The sequence below is a fragment of the Thioclava sp. ES.031 genome, from assembly GCF_002563775.1.
In the GTDB taxonomy this organism is placed as follows: Bacteria; Pseudomonadota; Alphaproteobacteria; order Rhodobacterales; family Rhodobacteraceae; genus Thioclava.
Map to the genome: position 1 here is coordinate 2,096,915 of NZ_PDJO01000001.1, position 18,051 is coordinate 2,114,965.

The 18,051-nt window shown below is 65.4% G+C and carries 18 protein-coding genes; 4 read left to right on the top strand and 14 right to left on the bottom strand.

Going from position 1 to position 18,051, the window contains the following annotated elements; genetic code table 11:
- The gene (locus AXZ77_RS10055) at positions 1-1,356 is read left to right on the top strand and encodes a TRAP transporter large permease subunit (RefSeq protein ID WP_098411042.1); all 1,356 of its coding nucleotides are present in this window, start codon (positions 1-3) and stop codon (positions 1,354-1,356) included.
- Positions 1,357-1,498: 142 nt separating this feature from the next.
- On the opposite strand, the gene AXZ77_RS10060 is transcribed toward AXZ77_RS10055, so the two are convergent.
- The 5 genes from AXZ77_RS10060 to AXZ77_RS10080 form a co-directional block, all read right to left on the bottom strand.
- Positions 1,499-1,741 carry a hypothetical protein gene (locus AXZ77_RS10060; RefSeq protein WP_369679775.1) on the bottom strand — a complete coding sequence of 81 codons (243 nt, stop codon included), beginning with the start codon at positions 1,739-1,741 and terminating at the stop codon, positions 1,499-1,501.
- A 209-nt stretch (positions 1,742-1,950) separates the two neighbouring features.
- On the bottom strand, positions 1,951-2,922 hold the full coding sequence (locus AXZ77_RS10065) for a GAF domain-containing protein (RefSeq protein ID WP_078520769.1): 972 nt from the start codon (positions 2,920-2,922) through the stop codon (positions 1,951-1,953).
- 125 nt (positions 2,923-3,047) lie between these two features.
- Positions 3,048-3,782, bottom strand: a complete 735-nt coding sequence (locus AXZ77_RS10070; RefSeq protein ID WP_098412509.1) for an RlmE family RNA methyltransferase — start codon at positions 3,780-3,782, stop codon at positions 3,048-3,050.
- Positions 3,782-4,927, bottom strand: a complete 1,146-nt coding sequence (locus tag AXZ77_RS10075; RefSeq protein ID WP_098411044.1) for a Ppx/GppA phosphatase family protein — start codon at positions 4,925-4,927, stop codon at positions 3,782-3,784. Before AXZ77_RS10075 ends, AXZ77_RS10070 begins: the two co-directional genes overlap by 1 nt.
- A 131-nt stretch (positions 4,928-5,058) precedes the next feature.
- The gene (locus AXZ77_RS10080) at positions 5,059-6,117 is read right to left on the bottom strand and encodes a cell wall metabolism sensor histidine kinase WalK (RefSeq protein ID WP_098411045.1); all 1,059 of its coding nucleotides are present in this window, start codon (positions 6,115-6,117) and stop codon (positions 5,059-5,061) included.
- A gap of 297 nt (positions 6,118-6,414) precedes the next feature.
- On the opposite strand from AXZ77_RS10080, the gene AXZ77_RS10085 reads away from it, so the two are divergent.
- Entirely contained in the window at positions 6,415-6,768 is a 354-nt protein-coding gene (locus tag AXZ77_RS10085) for a hypothetical protein (protein ID WP_098411046.1), read from the top strand.
- Here AXZ77_RS10085 and AXZ77_RS10090 read toward each other — a convergent pair.
- From AXZ77_RS10090 to AXZ77_RS10100, 3 genes are read right to left on the bottom strand one after another with little or no spacing between them, the layout of a single operon-like run.
- Entirely contained in the window at positions 6,765-7,286 is a 522-nt protein-coding gene (locus tag AXZ77_RS10090; protein ID WP_098411047.1) for a gamma carbonic anhydrase family protein, read from the bottom strand. The genes AXZ77_RS10085 and AXZ77_RS10090 overlap by 4 nt on opposite strands.
- Positions 7,283-7,927: a guanylate kinase gene (gene gmk, locus AXZ77_RS10095; RefSeq protein WP_098411048.1), complete on the bottom strand. Its 645-nt coding sequence runs from the start codon at positions 7,925-7,927 to the stop codon at positions 7,283-7,285. The genes AXZ77_RS10090 and gmk overlap by 4 nt, the downstream gene beginning before the upstream one ends.
- 5 nt (positions 7,928-7,932) lie before the next feature.
- Positions 7,933-8,868, bottom strand: a complete 936-nt coding sequence (locus AXZ77_RS10100; protein ID WP_255266465.1) for a YicC/YloC family endoribonuclease — start codon at positions 8,866-8,868, stop codon at positions 7,933-7,935.
- A gap of 174 nt (positions 8,869-9,042) precedes the next feature.
- Between AXZ77_RS10100 and AXZ77_RS10105 the strand changes: the two genes are divergently transcribed.
- Entirely contained in the window at positions 9,043-9,819 is a 777-nt protein-coding gene (locus AXZ77_RS10105) for a PAS domain-containing protein (protein ID WP_098411050.1), read from the top strand.
- A 53-nt stretch (positions 9,820-9,872) separates the two neighbouring features.
- Here AXZ77_RS10105 and AXZ77_RS10110 read toward each other — a convergent pair whose 3' ends face one another.
- The 6 genes from AXZ77_RS10110 to AXZ77_RS10135 form a co-directional block, all read right to left on the bottom strand.
- Positions 9,873-10,136, bottom strand: a complete 264-nt coding sequence (locus AXZ77_RS10110) for a hypothetical protein (protein ID WP_098411051.1) — start codon at positions 10,134-10,136, stop codon at positions 9,873-9,875.
- Between the two features lie 113 nt (positions 10,137-10,249).
- The gene (locus AXZ77_RS10115) at positions 10,250-12,673 is read right to left on the bottom strand and encodes an AAA family ATPase (protein ID WP_098411052.1); all 2,424 of its coding nucleotides are present in this window, start codon (positions 12,671-12,673) and stop codon (positions 10,250-10,252) included.
- Positions 12,670-13,617, bottom strand: coding sequence for a glycosyltransferase family 2 protein (locus AXZ77_RS10120; RefSeq protein WP_098411053.1), 948 nt, complete (start codon positions 13,615-13,617; stop codon positions 12,670-12,672). The genes AXZ77_RS10115 and AXZ77_RS10120 overlap by 4 nt, the downstream gene beginning before the upstream one ends.
- Positions 13,614-14,618 carry a glycosyltransferase family 2 protein gene (locus tag AXZ77_RS10125; RefSeq protein WP_098411054.1) on the bottom strand — a complete coding sequence of 335 codons (1,005 nt, stop codon included), beginning with the start codon at positions 14,616-14,618 and terminating at the stop codon, positions 13,614-13,616. Before AXZ77_RS10125 ends, AXZ77_RS10120 begins: the two co-directional genes overlap by 4 nt.
- Before the next feature lie 15 nt (positions 14,619-14,633).
- Positions 14,634-15,773, bottom strand: coding sequence for a glycosyltransferase (locus tag AXZ77_RS10130; RefSeq protein WP_098411055.1), 1,140 nt, complete (start codon positions 15,771-15,773; stop codon positions 14,634-14,636).
- Between the two features lie 18 nt (positions 15,774-15,791).
- Positions 15,792-16,601: a family 16 glycosylhydrolase gene (locus AXZ77_RS10135; protein ID WP_176536007.1), complete on the bottom strand. Its 810-nt coding sequence runs from the start codon at positions 16,599-16,601 to the stop codon at positions 15,792-15,794.
- 216 nt (positions 16,602-16,817) lie between these two features.
- Between AXZ77_RS10135 and AXZ77_RS10140 the strand changes: the two genes are divergently transcribed.
- Entirely contained in the window at positions 16,818-17,963 is a 1,146-nt protein-coding gene (locus AXZ77_RS10140) for a glycosyltransferase family 2 protein (protein ID WP_098411057.1), read from the top strand.
- Positions 17,964-18,051: the final 88 nt, after the last annotated feature.

Below are 18,051 nucleotides of genomic sequence, written 5' to 3' on the forward strand. Positions count from 1 at the left end.
ATGGGACTTGAGATTGGAATCGAGTGGCTGACACTCATCATGTTCGGCTCGCTGGTCGTCCTGCTGATGGCAGGGCTTCCACTGGCCTTCGTTACGGGCGGTCTGGCCTGTGTCTTCCTGTTCGTGCTGGGCGACGAACGCGCGCTCAATATCGTGCCGAGCCGCATCTTCCCGCTGATGACGAATTACCAGCTTTCGGCGATCCCCTTGTTCATCTTCATGGCGTCAATGCTGGAGAGGGCGGGGATCATCAACGAGATGTTCGACGTCATCTACAAGGTGCTGGGCGGGGTGCGCGGCGGTCTGGCCGCGGCCACGATCATCGCCTCGACGGTGCTCGCCGCGATGGTGGGCGTGATCGGGGCGGCCGTGGTGACGATGGGGATCATCGCGCTGCCGGCGATGCTCGATCGCGGCTACAACGCGAAGATCGCGATGGGCTCGATCATGGCGGGCGGCACGCTCGGCATCCTGATCCCGCCGTCGATCCTTGCGATCATCTATGCGGTCGTGGCCGAGCAATCGGTGGGCGAGCTGTTCATCGGCGCGGTCATTCCCGGCCTTCTTCTGTCGGGCATGTATGTGGCCTATGTGCTGATCCGCTGCGCGATCAACCCCGAGATGGGTCCGCCGATCCCGATGGAAGAGCGCATTTCGGGGCGCGAGAAGATCCGTCTGATGAGCAACATGTCCGCGCCGATCTCGCTGATCGTGATCGTGCTGGGCGTGATCTTCACCGGCGTCGCGACCCCGGTGGAAGCGGCGGGCATCGGCACGTTCGGTGCAATCATCGTGGCGGCGATCCACCGCAAGCTCGACTGGCAAACGATCCGCGAGGCTGCGGTCACCACGCTCAAGGCCTCGGCGATGGTCATCTGGATCATGTTCGGCGCGACGATCTTCGTCGGGCTCTACGTGCTCGAGGGCGGCCAGCAATTCGTGCAGAACGCGCTGCAGGCGACCGGGCTCGGGCCGTGGGGTATCCTGATCATCATGCAGCTCGTGCTGATCATTCTCGGGATGTTCCTCGACTGGGTCGGCATCCTACTGCTCTGCGTGCCGATCTTCGTGCCGATCGTGAAGGCGCTCGGGGCGGAGGCCTTCGGGTTGAGCGATCCCGACGATCTCGTGCTGTGGTTCGGGGTGCTCTACCTCGTGAACATGCAGATGAGCTTCCTGTCGCCGCCCTTCGGCTATGCGCTGTTCTATCTGCGCGGGGTGGCGCCGCCGGAAATTCCGATGGGCGATATCTTCCGCTCGGCGCTGCCGTTCCTGGCGCTGCAGGTGGTCGGGCTGCTGCTGTGCATGTTCTTCCCGGAGATCATCATCTGGCTGCCGAAACTTGTCTACGGTTGATCGCTCGACCTCAGGTCTAGGACAAATGAAAGCCCCGCGCCGTGTCGCGGGGCTTTTTCTGTCTGCGTGACCTGCCGCGGGATTTTCGCATCACCAGAGATCAGAGCCCGACCCGATCTACGAGGCTCAGGGGCGGCAACGTTCAGGATTTGCTCTCATCGGTTGCCCCGCCCACCTCGGGATCGTTGTAGTCGTTGGGATCGAAATCTTCAGGGTCGAACCCCTCTTCGGCGTCATCGATCCCGGTCACATAGGAGGTTCCCGTCTCCTCATCGAAGATCAGGCCGTAATTCGCCCGGCCCTGCGATTTGTAGCGCAGGAACTCGTGGATGCCCGCGTAGATCGCGATGAACAGGAACGGCAACAGGATGAGGGCAGCAAGCATTTGCGCAGTGATGGCGGACCTCCTTCGGGCTTATCGGCAAAGGCGGACGATCTGTGGCTCCACGTCTCGTCACCTCGACGGCACGGTGACATCAATATCCGGGATCGAGCCCTTCGACAAACAGTGTGACATGACCCTCTTGGATCAGGTGGTCTCGCTAAGGTCGACGTCAAGCGCGACAAAGGCCCCTGCCCGGTTCACGTCTTCGCTCAGACGCCGAGATTGAGCGCCTTGGCCTTGCGGTAGAACGTCGCCCGGCCGATGCCGAGATCGCGCGCCGCCGCCGAGACATTGCCGCCGTTGCGGGCCAGCGCGCGGGCCATTTCGGAGCGTTGCGCCTCTTCCAGCCCATTGCGGATGCCGTGTTCCAGAAGGTCCGACGCCGGAAGCTGGCCGATCTGCCCCGCCTCGATCCCGAGATGCCGCCGCGCGGCGCGGGTCGCGCCGACGACCAGATCGTCGCGGTCGAGCGCCAGGAGCATCACGCCCTGCGCCCCGGTCTCGCCCGAGCCGGTCGAGAGGATGCGCGCGCCGTCATAGGAGGCGCGGAACAGGTCCGCCTCGATCCGATGCGCCGCGTCCTGCACGGTCAGCGCCACGAGGCGCGCATAGCCCTCGGTCATGTCCGAGCGCGCGGAGCTGACATCGATCACCCCCGCCAGATCGCCCTGCGCGCCGAAGATGGGCGAGCCCATGCAGGTCAGCACGGTGTTGCGGGTGCGGAAATGCTGATCGCGCCAGACGGTGACGGGGCGCGCCTCGGCCACGCAGGTACCGATGCCGTTGGTGCCCTCGACCCCTTCGGACCAGTCAGAGCCGGGCGCGAGGTTCGAGGAATGGAAATCATCGACATCGGCGTCGCGCAGGCGCTCATCCAGCACCAGCCCGCCCGCATCCGACAGCAGAACCGTGCAGCCCGCATCGCCTGCCGCGCGCGACAGCCGGTCGAGCACCGGCGAGGCGATCCGCATCATCAGGCCCGCCCGCTCGCGCCGCTCGCGCATCTCGGCCTGGGTCAGGCGCTCGTTGCGCCCGCCGGTTTCGGGGTCGATACGGTGATGGATCATCGAGCGGCGCCAGCTTGCAGCAAAGCCCGCCCGCGTGGCGGATTTCGGCGAAGAGACGACCTCGCGCACGATATCGGCATGTTGGCGCGGAACGCCTGTATGCAGTGACGGCATGCGAAAGCCTCCCTCTCTTGCGCAGCCTATGAAAGCCCAAGCAGGTTAGGCCGATTCGGACCTTACACAACGTAAATTCCCGCTGAGCGGGCCGGCACCTGTCTCGGGGGTGAGACAGGTGCGGCTCAGTCCTCCTCGTGCCGCCGCCCGCGAAATCCTTGGGCGACCACGAATTTCTCCGAGCTGTCCGAGCGCGAGGCCGGCGGCTTCACATTCGCGACCTTGGTGAAGTTTTTCTTCAGGATCGTCATCAGCCCCTGCTCCGCACCGCCTGCGAGGACCTTGGCGACGAAAGTGCCGCCCTCTTCGAGCACGTCGAAGGCGAACTCCGCCGCCGCTTCGCACAGCGTGATGATGCGCAGGTGATCGGTGTTCTGGTGCCCCGACGACGAGGCCGCCATGTCCGACATCACCACATCCGCAGACCCGCCGAGCCATTCCTTGACCTTGTCGTCGGCGCCTTCTTCGAGGAAATCGAGCACGTGGATCTCGGCCCCGGCGATCGGATCGACCTCCTGCAGATCGACGCCCAGAACGGTGCCGACCTTCTTGCCCGATTTCTCGCCCAAGGCGTTCACGCGCTTGACCGCCACCTGACACCAGCCGCCGGGCGCACAGCCCAGATCGACCACCCGCGCGCCGGGCACGAGGAAGCGATACTTGTCGTCCAGCTCGAGGATTTTGTAGGCCGCACGTCCGCGATAGCCCTCTTTTTTCGCGCGCTGCACGTAAGGATCGTTCAGTTGCCGCTCCAACCAGAGGGTCGAGGAGAGCTTGCGCCCCCTCGCCGTCTTCACGCGCACGCGCAGGTCGCGCTGCCCACGTCCGGAAGTGTTCTTGCCGCTGGGTGTCTTCGCCATCATTTCATCTCTTCTAACACGCCGTCTCCGGCCATTTGCGCATAGAGGAGCCCCTCGCGCAGGCCACGGTCGGCAATGGACATCTGGTCGGTGGGCCAGACCCGCATCAGGGCCTGGAGAATTGCTGCGCCGGACATGATCAACGTGTGCCGGTCGCGCCCAATCCGCGGATCGGAGCGCCGCCCGGCGGGCCCGAGCTGCAGGAAGGAGCGGATCACCGCGTCGATCTCTCCCGAGGTCATGGTCAGTCCGTCCACCCGATTACGGTCATAGCGCTTCAGGTTGAGGTGGCAGGCCGCAACCGTCGTCACCGTGCCCGAGGTGCCGATAATCTGGAAACCATCCTGCGGGCTGCCCGCCGCATAGGGCGTGAAATCGGCAAGCTTTTCCTCGAAGAACCAGCTCATCAGCGCAAACCGCGCGGCATCGTCCTCGACATCGGCGAATTGGTCCTTGAGCGTGGCCACGCCCAGCGGCACCGAAATCCAGTCCACCACCCGCGCCGCCGGATCGGGGCCGTCGGGCTGGTTGAACCCTTTCGAGAGCCGCATGATCGCGCGGGCGCGGTCGCCGGGCGGCACGTCTTCGAGGTCGATCCAGACCAGCTCTGTCGAGCCACCGCCGATATCGACCACGAGCACCTGCTCGGAATTCGGCGACACCAGAGAGGCGCAGGAGATCACGGCCAGCCGCGCCTCTTCCTCGGGCGGGATGATCTCCAGCGGCAGGCCGGTCTCGCGGCGCACATAGCGGATGAAATCGCGCGCGTTCTTGGCCCGGCGACAAGCCTCGGTCGCCACCAGCCGCATCCGGGTAACCCCGTGCGTTTCGATCTTGCGGCGACAAATCTGCAATGCCTGAACGGTGCGCGACATCGAGCTACGCGACAAACGGCCATAGGTTTCAAGACCTTGGCCCAGCTGGACGGCTTTCGAGAAGCTATCCACGACCTGAAACTGAGAACCCCTTGGACGGGCAATCAGCATCCGGCAACTGTTGGTGCCAAGGTCGAGAGCGGCATATAGCCCCTCGCCGGACTTGGCGGATTTGGTCGCGGGGGACTCGACCTGAGCCGGTTTCACCGCCCGCGCGGGCGATGCAGCTGTCGGGAGCGCGCCCGCCGACCGGGGACGCTTGGGCGCCATGATTACGCCCTCCGATTTGAAGTTGCTCTAAAGCTATCGGTTTGCGCCTCCCGGTTCAAGGGAGCGCGACGCGGAAGTGATAGAAGCTCCGCGCTTTTCGCGGGCTGCAACCGGGTCGCCCCGGCGCGCCCTCAGACCGCGGGCAGGATCACCGTGAAGCAGCTGCCCTCGCCCTTCTTACTGTCGACGCGGAACCGGCCACGGTGGCGCGCCACGATATGCTTGACGATGGCGAGCCCCAGCCCGGTGCCGCCCTTCTCGCGCGAGCGGTGGGTGTCGACACGGTAGAAGCGCTCGGTGATGCGCGGCAGATGCTGTTCGTCGATCCCCTCGCCGCGGTCGATCACATCGACGCGATAGGCTTTGCCGCGCAGCACCGGCTCATGCGCGATCGCCGAGACGCGCAGCCGCACCTCGCCGCCCTGCCCGCCATATTTGATCGCGTTCTCCACGAGGTTCGAGAAGACCTGCGTGAGCTGATCGGGGTCGCCCTGCACCGGCAAGGCCCCGGTCTCGCCCTCGGAGATCAGCTTCACCTGTGCCGCCTCGGCGACGGGTTCAAGCGTCTGCGTGACCCCCTTGAGCACCAGCGCCAGATCGACCTTGCCGGTGGGGCGCATCCGCTCCTCGCCCTCGACGCGGCTCAGCGAGAGAAGATCACCCACCAGCCGGTTCATCCGCGCGGCTTCGCGCTCCATGATCGACAGGAACCGATCGCGCGCCGCCGCATCGTCGCGCGCGCTCGAACGCAGAGTCTCGATAAAGCCCATCAACGCGGTCAGCGGCGTGCGCAACTCATGGCTGACATTGGCCACGAAATCGCGCCGCATCGCCTCGGCGGTCTCCAGCGCCGTGATGTCCTCGAAACTCGCCAGAACCGAATTCGTGGAAAGCGGGCCTTCGGGTGCGGGCGGCAGCGGCGAGAAATGCACCAGCGTGATCGTCTCGGCCTGACCGGTCGGATGGAGCCGCAGGCGCACCGGGTCGGGCCGCGCACCGCGCAGCGCCGCGCTCACCGCCGCGCCGAAGCCGGGCTGGCGCAGCACCGTCACATAGGGACGCCCCAGAAACTGCGTGCCGAAAAGCCGGTTGGCGGCGAGGTTGCCCTGCGCGATCCGCTCGTCGCGCCCGATCAGCAAAACCGCGCTCGGCAGCGCATCGAGAACCTGTCCGATCGCCCCTTGGCTCATTGCCATGCCTCCCAACCTGCCATCGCTGTCGCGGCAAGGTTTGAGCGATGCGGCGCAAGCTGTAAAGCCTTGCCATGCCCAAAAAGTCCAAGCGCACAGTGGTTTTGCAACTCACGCTTCGCAGTTCGCAATCAATAGCTTGTGGAGAGGAGGGAAAAAAGTTAAACCTTGGCGTGTATTTCAAGGGTCCTTTCCGGGCCCAGTAACTTACACCGCGGGGGCGATGAGGTTTGCACTATTACTATGTCAAGGACCCCCCGCTCCCGTCTCGCTTTACAAGCCGTTCTCTTTCAATGCGTGAAGGCGTCTGAGACCAGCAACCTGCTGCTGGTCGACCCCGCGCGTGAGCTGCCGTCTTCGCTCAAAGAGATCTCCGGCCAGGCGATCCAGGTGCTGCAATACGACCAGATCACCGCTCAAAAGATGGTGAAGCTACGCCCCGAACTGGTGCTGGCCCCGCTTCTGACGGAGCGTTTCGACATTCTCGATCTCGCAAACCGGCTCGACGCGTTCGGGTTCACCGGCAAGCTGCGGGCCTATTCCCGCCCGCTGCCGAATATCGCCGCGATCCGGCAGGAGGTGCGCGCCGCGCATCCCGAGATCGACTTCGATATCTTCACCCTGCCGACGGATAAGTGTCGTGACAATTAGCCGATCGCTTTGAGCCCCTTCGAGAAGCGCGCGGCATTCTCGCGGTAATGCGCGGCCGAACCCAGAAGCGCCTGCAGCGCCTTCTCGTCGAGCTGGCGGACCACCTTGCCCGGCGCGCCCATCACGAGGCTGCCATCGGGGATTTCCTTGCCTTCGGTGATCAGCGCGCCCGCGCCGATCAGGCAACCCTTGCCGATCTTCGCGCCGTTGAGCACCGTCGCCCCCATACCGATCAGAGAGCCGTCCCCGATCGTGCAGCCATGCAGCATCGCCTTGTGCCCGACCGTGCAATTCGCGCCGATCACCAGCGGAAAGCCCATATCGGTGTGGCAGACGACGTTCTCCTGCAGGTTCGAGCCCGCACCCACGCGGATTTCCTCGTTATCGCCGCGCAGAGTGGCGCCGAACCAGACCGAGGCCTCAGTTTCCAGCACGACCTTGCCGATCAGATTGGCGTCCGGCGCGACCCATGCGTCTTCGGCGATTTCGGGCGCGATCCCGTCCAGTTCGTAAATCATCTCGTCTCGAACTCCCTGTTCAGTTTTCGCACGAATTCATTCAGTCCGGTCTGACGGTCGCGGCGGCTGCGCTCGGCGGTCAGGATCGTGCGCAACTGCTCTTCGGCGCGGTCGAGATCGTCATTGACCAGAACATAGTCATATTCCGACCAATGGCTGATTTCGGCGAGCGATTTTTCCATCCGGCCGTTGATCACGGCATCGCTGTCCTGCGCGCGGCTGCGCAGCCGCTCTTCCAGCGCCGCGATCGAGGGCGGCAGGATGAAGATCGAAACCACATCCTTGCCCAGCGAGGAGTTGCGGATCTGCTGCCCGCCCTGCCAATCGACGTCGAACAGCGTATCGCGCCCCTCGCCCATCGCGGCCTCGACGGGGCCTTTCGGCGTGCCGTAGAAATTGCCGAACACCTCGGCATGTTCCAGCATGTCGCCCTGATCGACCATCGCTTCGAACTCGGCGCGGGACTTGAAGAAATACTCGACCCCGTCGCTCTCGCCCGGACGCGGATCGCGCGTCGTGGCCGAGACCGAGAAGCGCAGCGTCGGATCCCAGGTCATCAGCCGCTTGGCCAGCGTGGATTTGCCTGCGCCCGAGGGCGAAGAAAGGATGATGAGAAGGCCGCGGCGGCTGGTATCGGGCATCGGAATTACTCTACGTTCTGGATCTGCTCGCGCAGCTGGTCGATCGCGTATTTCAACGCCAGACCGATCCGCGTCAACTCCGCATCGCCCGATTTCGAGCATAGCGTATTGGCCTCGCGGACGAATTCCTGCGCCAGAAATTCGAATTTGCGCCCCACGGGGCCGGTCTCGGCCAGAAGCGCGCGGGCGGCCTCGACATGGACGCGCAGGCGCTCGATCTCTTCGGTGACATCGGCCTTGATCGCGATCAGGGCCAGCTCCTGCGCGACCCGGTCGGGATCGGCCTCGGTGGCTTCCATCACCCGCGCAAGCGCAGCCTTCAGCGTCTCTGCAGCCTTCGGGGCGCGCGCGGCGGAGGCGTCAGCAGCCTCATCGGTGAGCGCGGCGATCTCGTCGATGCGCGCGGCCAGCAATGCGCCGGTCCGGGCGCCTTCTTCGCGTCGCATCGCGACGAAACTCTCGAGGACAGGCTCGAAACTCTCCAGCAGCGCGGCTAGCAGCGCCGCGGGATCCTCGATCGTGCCGCCCGAGTGATCGACCACCCCGCGCATCGCCATCAGATCGCTCGGTTTAAGCGGCGCCAGCGCCACGCCCTTGCGCTCGGCGGCGCGCTCGACCTTGTCGACGGCGGCAAGGGCGGCATTGAGCACGTCGGGCTCGATCCGCATCGCGGCGCTGCCTGCGGCCTGCGTGAGCTTGAGGTTCAGCGTGACATTGCCCCGCGCGACCCGGTCGCCGACCGCCTTGCGCAGTGCGGGCTCCAGCCCCTCGATATCGGGCAGCCGCAGCCGCAGGTCGAACCCTTTGCCATTGACCGAGCGCAGATCCCAGCTCCAGTCATGCCCCGCGCCGCTCCCCTGTCCGGCGGCAAATCCGGTCATCGAAACAGTTGCGGCGGCGGGCGCCCCCTCCGGGCGCGGCTCTGGAGCGGGTTTAACCATTTAAGAGTTTCTTTCCCCATATGACGAAAAAATGGCCTAACTTGGCCCCGGTAAGAGTTCAGTAACGATTTCGCCCTGACGGTCAACCGCAAGGCGGCATGAGCCGCCGGATCGCCGGGCGCGAGACAGCCACCCCGCGCCCGTGCCGCGCGGGACGAAGCAAGGGTGATTGAAATGGATCGCGAGACCGACAGCAACGCCGCATCCCCCGCCTCGGCCAAAGGTCGCCGGATCGGCAACGAGCTGCGCGCTTATTGGGAGGCGCTGCTGGCCGGCCGCCCGATGCCCGCGCGCGCCGATATCGATCCGCGCGGCATCGACCGCGCGCTGGAATTCGCCTTCATCCTCGAACGGGTCGCGCCGGGCATGGGGCGGTTTCGTCTCGCAGGGCAGCACATTTGCGACCTGATGGGGATGGAGGTGCGCGGAATGCCCCTGACCTCGCTTTTCGCGCCCGAGGGCCGCAAGCAGATCGCCGATCTGACCGAGGCCGTCTTCGCGCGCCCCGCCATCGCCGAGGCGCAGCTGGTCTCGGAGGCCGGGATCGGCAAGCCGGGGTTGGCGGGCCATCTGGTGATGCTGCCGCTGACGGACGATTTCGGGGCGGTGACGCGGGTGCTGGGATGTTTCGTGGCAGAGCCTCTGCGCAATACCGGCGAGGCGGAAGACATTCACGATGCAGGCCGCGCCCCGCGCCGTTTCACGGTCACGGGCGCCCGGATCAAGCCGCTGGAAATGCCGCCGCTGAACGAGCCCCGGCCCAAACCTGCCGGACGCGATTTCCGCGCCGCGCCCCAATTCGCGCAGCCCGCACCGATGCCCGCCAGCTCGGGTTTCGCCGAGGGCCAGACACCCTACACGCCACGCCCGAAAACCCGCGCCGAGCATCTGGCGGAGATGACGCCGGACGAGCGCCGCGCGATGTTCAGGGTGGTGCGTCAGGAAGGGTGAGACGATCGGCGCAGGCTCTCAACATCGGCCTGCAACGCCATGTCTTGCTTGGATTATTCGCTGTAGGCGTCGACCTTGGATTTGCCGTTCTCGCCAAGTTCCGACGTGTCGTCATGCGACGCATCGCTTTCGCGGCGGCGCATCGCCTCTTTCTGGGCCATCATCGCCACGACCCCGAGATAGAGAATTTGCGACAGCAGGAGAGCGGCCAGAGCAAGCCCGAGAATCCACCAGACGCCAAGCCCGGCGAGATAAGCGAGAGCGCTTTGGAACGTCAGGTAGATGACAAGACCGACCAGGTAATTCGAAAAACGCATCCCGCCGACGAACTCTCGAAAGTTGAATAGGTATTTCAGAATATACGAATACCGTGAATGTGACAACAATGGCCTAGAGCGCCTCCGATCGCCCCGGCGCGGCCTGCATCCGGTCAGGACCGCCCGTAATAGGCTTCATAATCATTCGCATGGGCCTCGGTGTCGCTGTCGTCGACATAGGCTTTCAGCTGCGTCAAATCGACCTTGTTGAGCACGATCCCCAGAAGTTTCGCGCGGATCAGCGGGTCGGAGTCGATCAGATGTTCCAGCAGACCGCGGCTGATGCGGCCGAATTCCGAGACGATCACGAGCTGGTCGAGGTCTTTCAGGATCGAGCGCACATCGATCACCGGCGCCATCGGCGCGAGGTCGAGGATGACGTAATCATACTGATCCTTGAGCGCGTCGAGCATCTGGTGGAACGCGGCGCTGCCCATGATCTCGCTCGAATGCGGGAAATCTTTTGGCACGAGGCCGGGGATCAGATCGACCTGCGTATCGCCGATCCGCAGCAGCACGTCTTCCCAGGTGCAGCGGCCCGTCAGGATATCCAGCAGACCTTTCTCGGATTTCAGCCCCAGATGGCGGCTCAACCCGCTCAGATGCGGGTCGGCATCGACCAGCACCACGGAATTGCCCGTCGAGGCGATCACCGCGGCGAGGTTGAGCGAGGTGATCGACTTCCCCTCGCCCGGTTTCGCCGAGGTCAGCCCCAGCAGACAGCTGTCGTCGCGCGGCGCAGACAGGCGGCTCGCCAGCCGGATATTGCGCAGCGTCTCGGTATATTTCGAGCGCATGTTGCTGAGCGAGTAGATCGTGGCCTCGGGGGCGTAGATCACCTTCGCGGCTTTCGTGCTGCCCTTGCCCTGCTGCGGCGGTTTGGTTTCGCGTTCGAGCCGCGCCGTCAGCGTGCGCACCGAAAACCGCGGTTTCTCGAACAGCTTCTCGATCCGCGGCAGGTAGCCGAGGAAATGCACCCCGAGATGTTCGGTCACATGCTCTGCCGTGCGCACGAAGCGATCGCTCCATTCGCGGGTCGCCGCGATCACCAGCCCGGTCAGAAGCCCCAGCACGATGCAGAGCATCAGGATCGTCTTGGTGCTGGGACCCGAAGCGTAAAGCGGCACTTCGGAGAGGTTGAGGATACGCACATTCGAGACCGGGAAGCTCTTTTGCTGGTCGATCTCCTGAAACTTGCTCAGGAAGCTCTGATAGAGCGCCGAAAGCGTATCGGCGCGCTGCTCCAGCGCCCGCAGACGGACCAGCGCAGGCCCGTTCTTGGCATCGTCGCCCACCGCCTTGTCGAGGCTCGATTGCAGCGCGTCGACCTTGGCGGAGGCCAGCGTCAGATCGCTGCGCGCCTGCCCCAGAAGCCGCCGCAGCGAAGCGAACAGAAGATCGCCGGTATTGTCGACACGCTTCTGGCTGGCGGCAATCTGTGCGGCGTCGTCGCCATAGACCAGCTTGGCGCGGGTGAGGTTCGTCAGCGCCCCCATCATCGCGGTGCGCAGCTTGGTGAAATCGGGATCGTCGCTGGCAGGCAGGCCCACCAGCACGTCATCGACCACCAGCCCGACGCGCCCGCCCTCGACGATTTTCTTCAGCGACGAGACCTGCGCCGCCGCGCGCGCCTGTTCGGCAATCGCCTCGGACAGATCGACATTGAGCGAACTGACCGCATCTTGCGAGATCGTGCTGTCGCGAGCCGAGACCAGCCCGTTGCGGGCGCGGAATTGCTCTGCCGCCTGACCGGCCGCGCGGGCGTCCTCTTCGAGCTGCGAAAGCCGCGCGCTCATCCATTCGGTCATCCGCTCGGTCGCGGCGTAATTGGCGTTCAGCACGTCCGAGACATAGACATCCGCGAACGCGTTGACGATTTCGGCGGCGACCTTCGGGTCGGTCCAGCGGTAATTGATCGCGAAGGCCGAACTGCGCCCCACCCGATACACCACGATCGACCGGCGCAGCGCATCGATGGCGGCCTCGCGGTTCTGGGCCTCGACCGTCTTGGTCGGAGCGGATGGCGCGGACTGACCGTCCGCAGCGGTCGCTCCGGTATCCTGCATCCCCGGATCGAACAGATCGCGCAGCTTGCGGATCGGCGTCGCCACCGTGTCGATCGCGCCCCGGATCATCGTCCGCGTCAACGGCTGCGGCGGGCTCATGAAGGCGGGATCGTTCTGCAGGTCGAGCCGGTCGACCACGCGCGAGATCACCGCATCCGAAGTGATGACCAGCCGCGCGCTTTCCATCGCACCGTCGGTGGTGCTCATGTCGCTGGTGGTGGAGACCTGCCGGATCGTGCGGTCGATATTGGCGTCGAGCAGCACCTGCGAGGAGGCATCGAAATAACGCGGCGTCGTCGCGAGGTAGAACATCCCCAGACAGAGCCAGCCCGCCACCGAGAACGCGATCGAGCGCCGCCTGCGCCGCAGCGCGGCCAGCACCCGCGACAGGTTGATCGTCGCGGTTGGCGCGGAGATCGGGTCGCGCAACGGGTCCATCCCCGACTGGTATCGAAAACCTTCTCGCGTCATTCCGCCCTCCGGACTGCAGGAGCCGCCCCGCCATAATGTTCGGGGCGCTTGCCCCCAAGGCAACCGGCAACGACCCCGACATGCAGGCTCAGGCGCAGGATTGCCTTATTGCGCGCCGTTTCGGAGAAAATTCCGGCAAGCATGAGACCGAGGCAGGCTGCGCTCTTGGCCCCGGCCAGCCCCGCCTGTGCGAGCCGCCCCGACAGCGGGCGCCCGGCCGCGACCACCTCGCCATGGGTCAGCCCCATCCGGTAGCGCCGCCGCATCAGCCAGCGCATCGTCGCGCGCGCCTCGGGCACGATTTCATGCGCGACCGCATCGGGCGCGAAGGCGATCTCGCCGCCGCGCGCCTGATAGGCCGCGAAAAACGCCGTATCCTCGCCGCCGCTGCGCCCCAGCGCTTCATCGAAGCTCAAGCCGTCGAAAGCAGGCGCGCGCAGATGGATCAGCATGTTGCAGGTGTAGCCGGTATGCGCATGCCCGCGCGCATCGACATCCGGCGTCGTGTTATGGATCGCCGAGCGACGCATCCAGCCCGGCGCAGTCTCCAGATGCTTCGCGCGGACCGGCCCCACCACGGCGGAGGTCGCGGCCTCATGCATCCGCCGTTCCATCCGCATCAGCCAGTCGGGCTCCACCCATTCGTCATCGTCGAGAAAGGCCAGCAGATCGGCGCATTGCGCCCGCGCCGCCTGCAAAATCGCATTGCGCGCGACCGAGATATTGCGGGCCGGGGCGTGCAGATAGATCAAAGGATGCGGGAACCACTCGCCGATCGCGTCGATCACCGGCCGCGCCGAGGGCGTGTCGTCATTATCCGCGACGATCACCTGAATCGTCAGATCCGGGCAGGAGGCGAGTGCCGCAAGCGAGGCCAGCGTGTCGCGCAGCTGAGCGCGGCGATAGGTGCAAACGCCGATGATGACGGTCCGGGGTGTCTTCATGCCTTGCCCTCCTTCGCAGTCCAGCGCTGCGCTTTGGCGCCCGCCGTCAGGCTTTGCGCCCAGAACCCTGCCGACCATGCCGCCTGCATCAGCCCGGCCAAGGGCCCGGCCAGAAATCCGGTCAGGCTGCGCGTCTCGCGGGCGAGCATCACGCCCACCGCGACACAGGCCAGCGCCCAGAGCAGCAGCGGCAGCGCGAAGACCCAATGCAGCGGCGACAGCACCGCCAGCGCCAGCCCGGGCAGCAGCGCCGCGACGATCATCTGCCGCTTCGCGGGCCGCATCCGATGCTTGGCGAGGTTACGCGCCCGCCCGCGCCCGAAGAGATAATATTGCCGTATCAAGCCGCGCAGGTTCTGGCGCGGAAGGTAATCGATCCCGGTGCGCGCGCTCAGCCAGATCCGGTAGCCCGCCATCCGCAGCCGATGATCGAGCTCCGCATCCTCGTTATGGGTGAAGCCCGGATCGTAGCCGCCCACCGCGCGGAACGCATCGCAGCGCATCAGCGCGTGATGACCGTGATCGACCCATGCGCCCTCGCTCCGGTTGCGATGGGCCGAGCTGCCATTGCCGAAACGCGAATTCTGCGCCACCGCGATCGCCTTTTGCAGCAGCCCCTGCCCGACCGCGTTCATCGTGACCGTGACCGAGGCCGCCCCCGTCGCCTCGGCCTCCGCAATCAGCGTCTCGCAATAATCCCGCGGGTAGATCGAATGGGCGTCGATGCGGATCAGATAGTCGCAACCCGCCCCGAACGCCTCCACGGCGAGATTGATCGCAGCGCTTTGATATTTCAGCGGATTGTCGATCAGGCGCAGCCAATCCGTCTGCGCCATCCGCTGCGTGACGATGTCCTGCGTGCCATCGCGCGAGCCGCCATCGACCACCACGACCAGCGCCTCGCCTGTCTTCGCGAAAGGGGCCAGCTGATCGAGCACCGCCCCGATATGGGCCGCCTCGTTCAGCGTGGGCACAATCACCAGAACTTTCGGATCGCTCATCGTCTCTCCTTTCGCTCAGGCCGCATGGGACTGGATCGGCGCGCGCAGCGCCGTCAGCATCGCCGCCCCATCCGCCGCGCTCGCCAGCCAGCTTGCGCGCTCACGGGCCGCGAGCGCGCTGCGCAGCGCCTCGAGTTCCTTGGGGCCGATCGGGGCCAGCGCATCCTCGACCGCGCTGATCTCGGGCGCGCTGACCTGCAGGCCGATCCCCTCGCGCGCCATCCGGCGTCCGATCTGGGTATGCGACAGCCCGATCGGCGGCGCGCCGAACAACCCGCCCTCGTAAAGGCGATTGGGCAGCAGCCAATCCGAATTTCCGCCCGGATCGAAGCGATCGAGCAACCACGCCAGATCGCAGGCGCCGTAAATCTCGGGCAGATCGTCGGGCCATGCGTAGCTGCCGCGAAACTCCAGCGCGTCATTGGCCTCGATCACCGCATGGAAATCGGGGATCACGTCGAGCGAGGGCCGCCCGCTGATCACCACCCTGTAGCGCCCCGGATTGCGCCGCGTCAGCCCGTCGAGCGTCTCCAGTGACCAGCGACAGCGCAGGATGCCGAACCAACCGATGGTGATCTGGCCCTGCGTGACCGGCGCAAGCCGCGCGCCCTGCGGGATCAGGCTCTCGGGCAGGAACGGCTTGTTCTCGACCAGATGCACCGGAACCGTATTGTGTTGATAAGGTTCGAGATATTGGCTCTCGAAGGCCTCCGAGGAGGTGACGATCAGATCGGTCTCGGCCAAGAGCCTGCGCTCGATCCGCCGCAATGCGCGCGACGCGGTGCCTTGGCCCAGCATGATCCGGTGAATGTCGAGCAACTCGTAGACCAGCGCGGGCTTATCCGCGAAGGCCGCGCGGGCGTGCCGCCCCAGCGCCAGCATTTCCAGATTGCGCGAGAGGATCACATCCACCCCGTCCGATACCAGCGCCCGCACCCGCCTGCGGATCTGCGGATAGGCGCGCGCCACGCTCAGCGCCCGCGCCGCAAGTTTGCCATCCTGCGTCCAACCGAGGATTTCGGCGGGCCGCTGCGGCGCACCGGGCAGCCGCTTGAACCCCGCGATCACCACCTCGGCCCCTGCCGCTTCCAACATCTGCACCCGCCGCCAGATCGCGGCATCGTCCAGATCATGCGCCAGATAGAGAAGTTTCATCGCCCCACCTACCCCGCGTCACTTCAGATCGCACAGGATCGAGCCGTCGAAACTGCAGCCCGTGCCCAGCGGCGTGTAGCGGAAGCGTTTGACCACCATCTCGACCGGCTCGTCAGGCGTCTCGTAACGCCCCATCCAGCGGTCGAGCGTCTCCGTCGCCCAGAGGCTGAAATAGACCTTCATCCGATGGGTCGGGATATGATCGGTGGCCTCGCGCACCAGTTTTCCATCGACGAACCAGCGCAACCGGTCGGGCTCCCAAATGATCGCGTAATCGTGGAACCCTTCCTGCCCGGGCGTCGCGATGTCGATGCCGCGCCCGCCCTCGTCTCCCTCGTCGCCAGAGACGTAACGATTGGTCCAGACGTAATCCGGCTGCTTGGTCAGGATCTCGAAATCGATCTCGTCATGGGGCTGATCGTGGACCGGCCCGGTATAGGTGAAGAAAGCGGCGTTGAACCCCGCACCCGCGCCGCTGCGGACGCGCGCCTCGAACGTGCCGTAGCTGAACCAGCCCTGCGTCTGGATCTCGCCGCAGAGATTGGGCATCGACCTGTTCGCGAGCGGCAGGAATTTCAGCGTGGCCCCGCCCTCCGGCGCAAGCCCGATGGCGCGGCGCGACCAGGTGCAGTTCTGATGATCGCCATTGCTCCAGCCGTCTGAGATATACCAGCGCGACGGCGCGACGCGGGTGAAGGTTTCCTCGAAGGGCGTGGTCACGAGGCCCTTGCTGTCCGCGTCCTCGGCCGAGGCGGCGAGTGTCGCCCCCATGGCCACAGCCAGCGCGCACCCGGCCACGAGGCCGCGCCTGATCATCCCACGAAACATGCAGATCCCCTTCATCAGCATCTGCTTCAAACGTGGCCCTCGGCCCCCCTCCAGCTAAGCACCTTCGGGCCCGCGCATCGCTTTTTCGCATGTTTTTCACCATCCGCCCAAAAATAGAGCACCGAAAGGGGGCAATGCGCGAATGGCGATGCATTTTGCAGGCGCAGCATTCGGCCTCACTTGGCGTGGCCCGACTCCGTTCCTAATGTCCAATCCATGACTGCTCCGTTGATCTCGATCGTGATGGCGAACTACCGGGGTGCGGCCTATCTGGATCGCGCCATCGCCTCCGTATTGGCACAGGATCATACGCATCTCGAACTGCTGCTGATCGACGATGCCTCGAGCGATGGCTCCGCCGAGATCGCCCGCGACTGGGCCGCCCGCGACGGGCGGCTGCGCTTTCACGAAATGCCACGCAACGGGGGGGCGGCTGCGGCGCGCAATCAGGCGCTGGACATGGCGCAGGGCGAATGGGTCGCGATCGTCGACAGCGACGATCTGATCCATCCGCAGCGCCTTTCGCGGCTGCTGGCCGCGGCGACCCGGCTCGATGCGCAGATGGTCGCGGATGACATGGTGTTCTTTTCCGAAACGCCGAATGCCGCCGGGCGCACGCTGTTGCAGCCCTTGCAGCTGACCTGCCCGCGCGAGGTCACCGCGCGCGACATGCTGGCCTCCGACGATCCGGCCAAGCCCTTGCCGCCACTGGGCTATCTCAAACCGCTTATCGCGCGGAAAACCATAGGTAATCTGCGCTACGACACCAGCCTCTCGATCTCCGAGGATCTGGATTTCTACCTGCGCCTGCTGATCGGCGGCGCGCGTCTCATGGCGCTGCCAGACCCGATGTATCTCTATCGCAGGCATTCGGCCTCGCTGTCTTACCGGCTGTCCTGCAAGGCGCTCGAAGCGATGCTCGATGCGCAGGCGCGGCTGAGCCCGCGCTGCCCGCCGTCGCTCTCGGAAGCGCTCGAGACCCGCAGGCGGGCGTTGGAGCATATGCTGCGTTATCAGCGGCTGGTCGATGACCTGAAAGCGCATCGCTGGGGCCCGGCGACGATACGTCTGGCGCGGGCTCCGGGGTTGTTCGGCAATCTCGTGGAAAGCCTGCGGGCGCGACGTCGCGCAAAGGCTCCGCAGGCCAAGCCGCGAGATGCGCGGGACCTGAGCCTTGGCGTGACCGGAAAAGGCGCGCAACTGGTGGTGCCCGAACCGCCCCCCGCAGGCGCGTGCTGGCCCGCGCCTCCCGCCGATCCGGCCGCCGAGATATCGGCGCTGATGGCGCGTCACAAGCTGCACGTCGACCCGCAGGATGCTGCAGGTGCATGGTTCGGCTGGATTGCCTCCGGTCAGGTCTGAGCCAGCCGTTCTGCACCTGCATTATACGCAATTTCCACAAAATCGCCGCGTGGTTGGGCAGTTAGCGCGCAAAACCGCGCCCGACCGG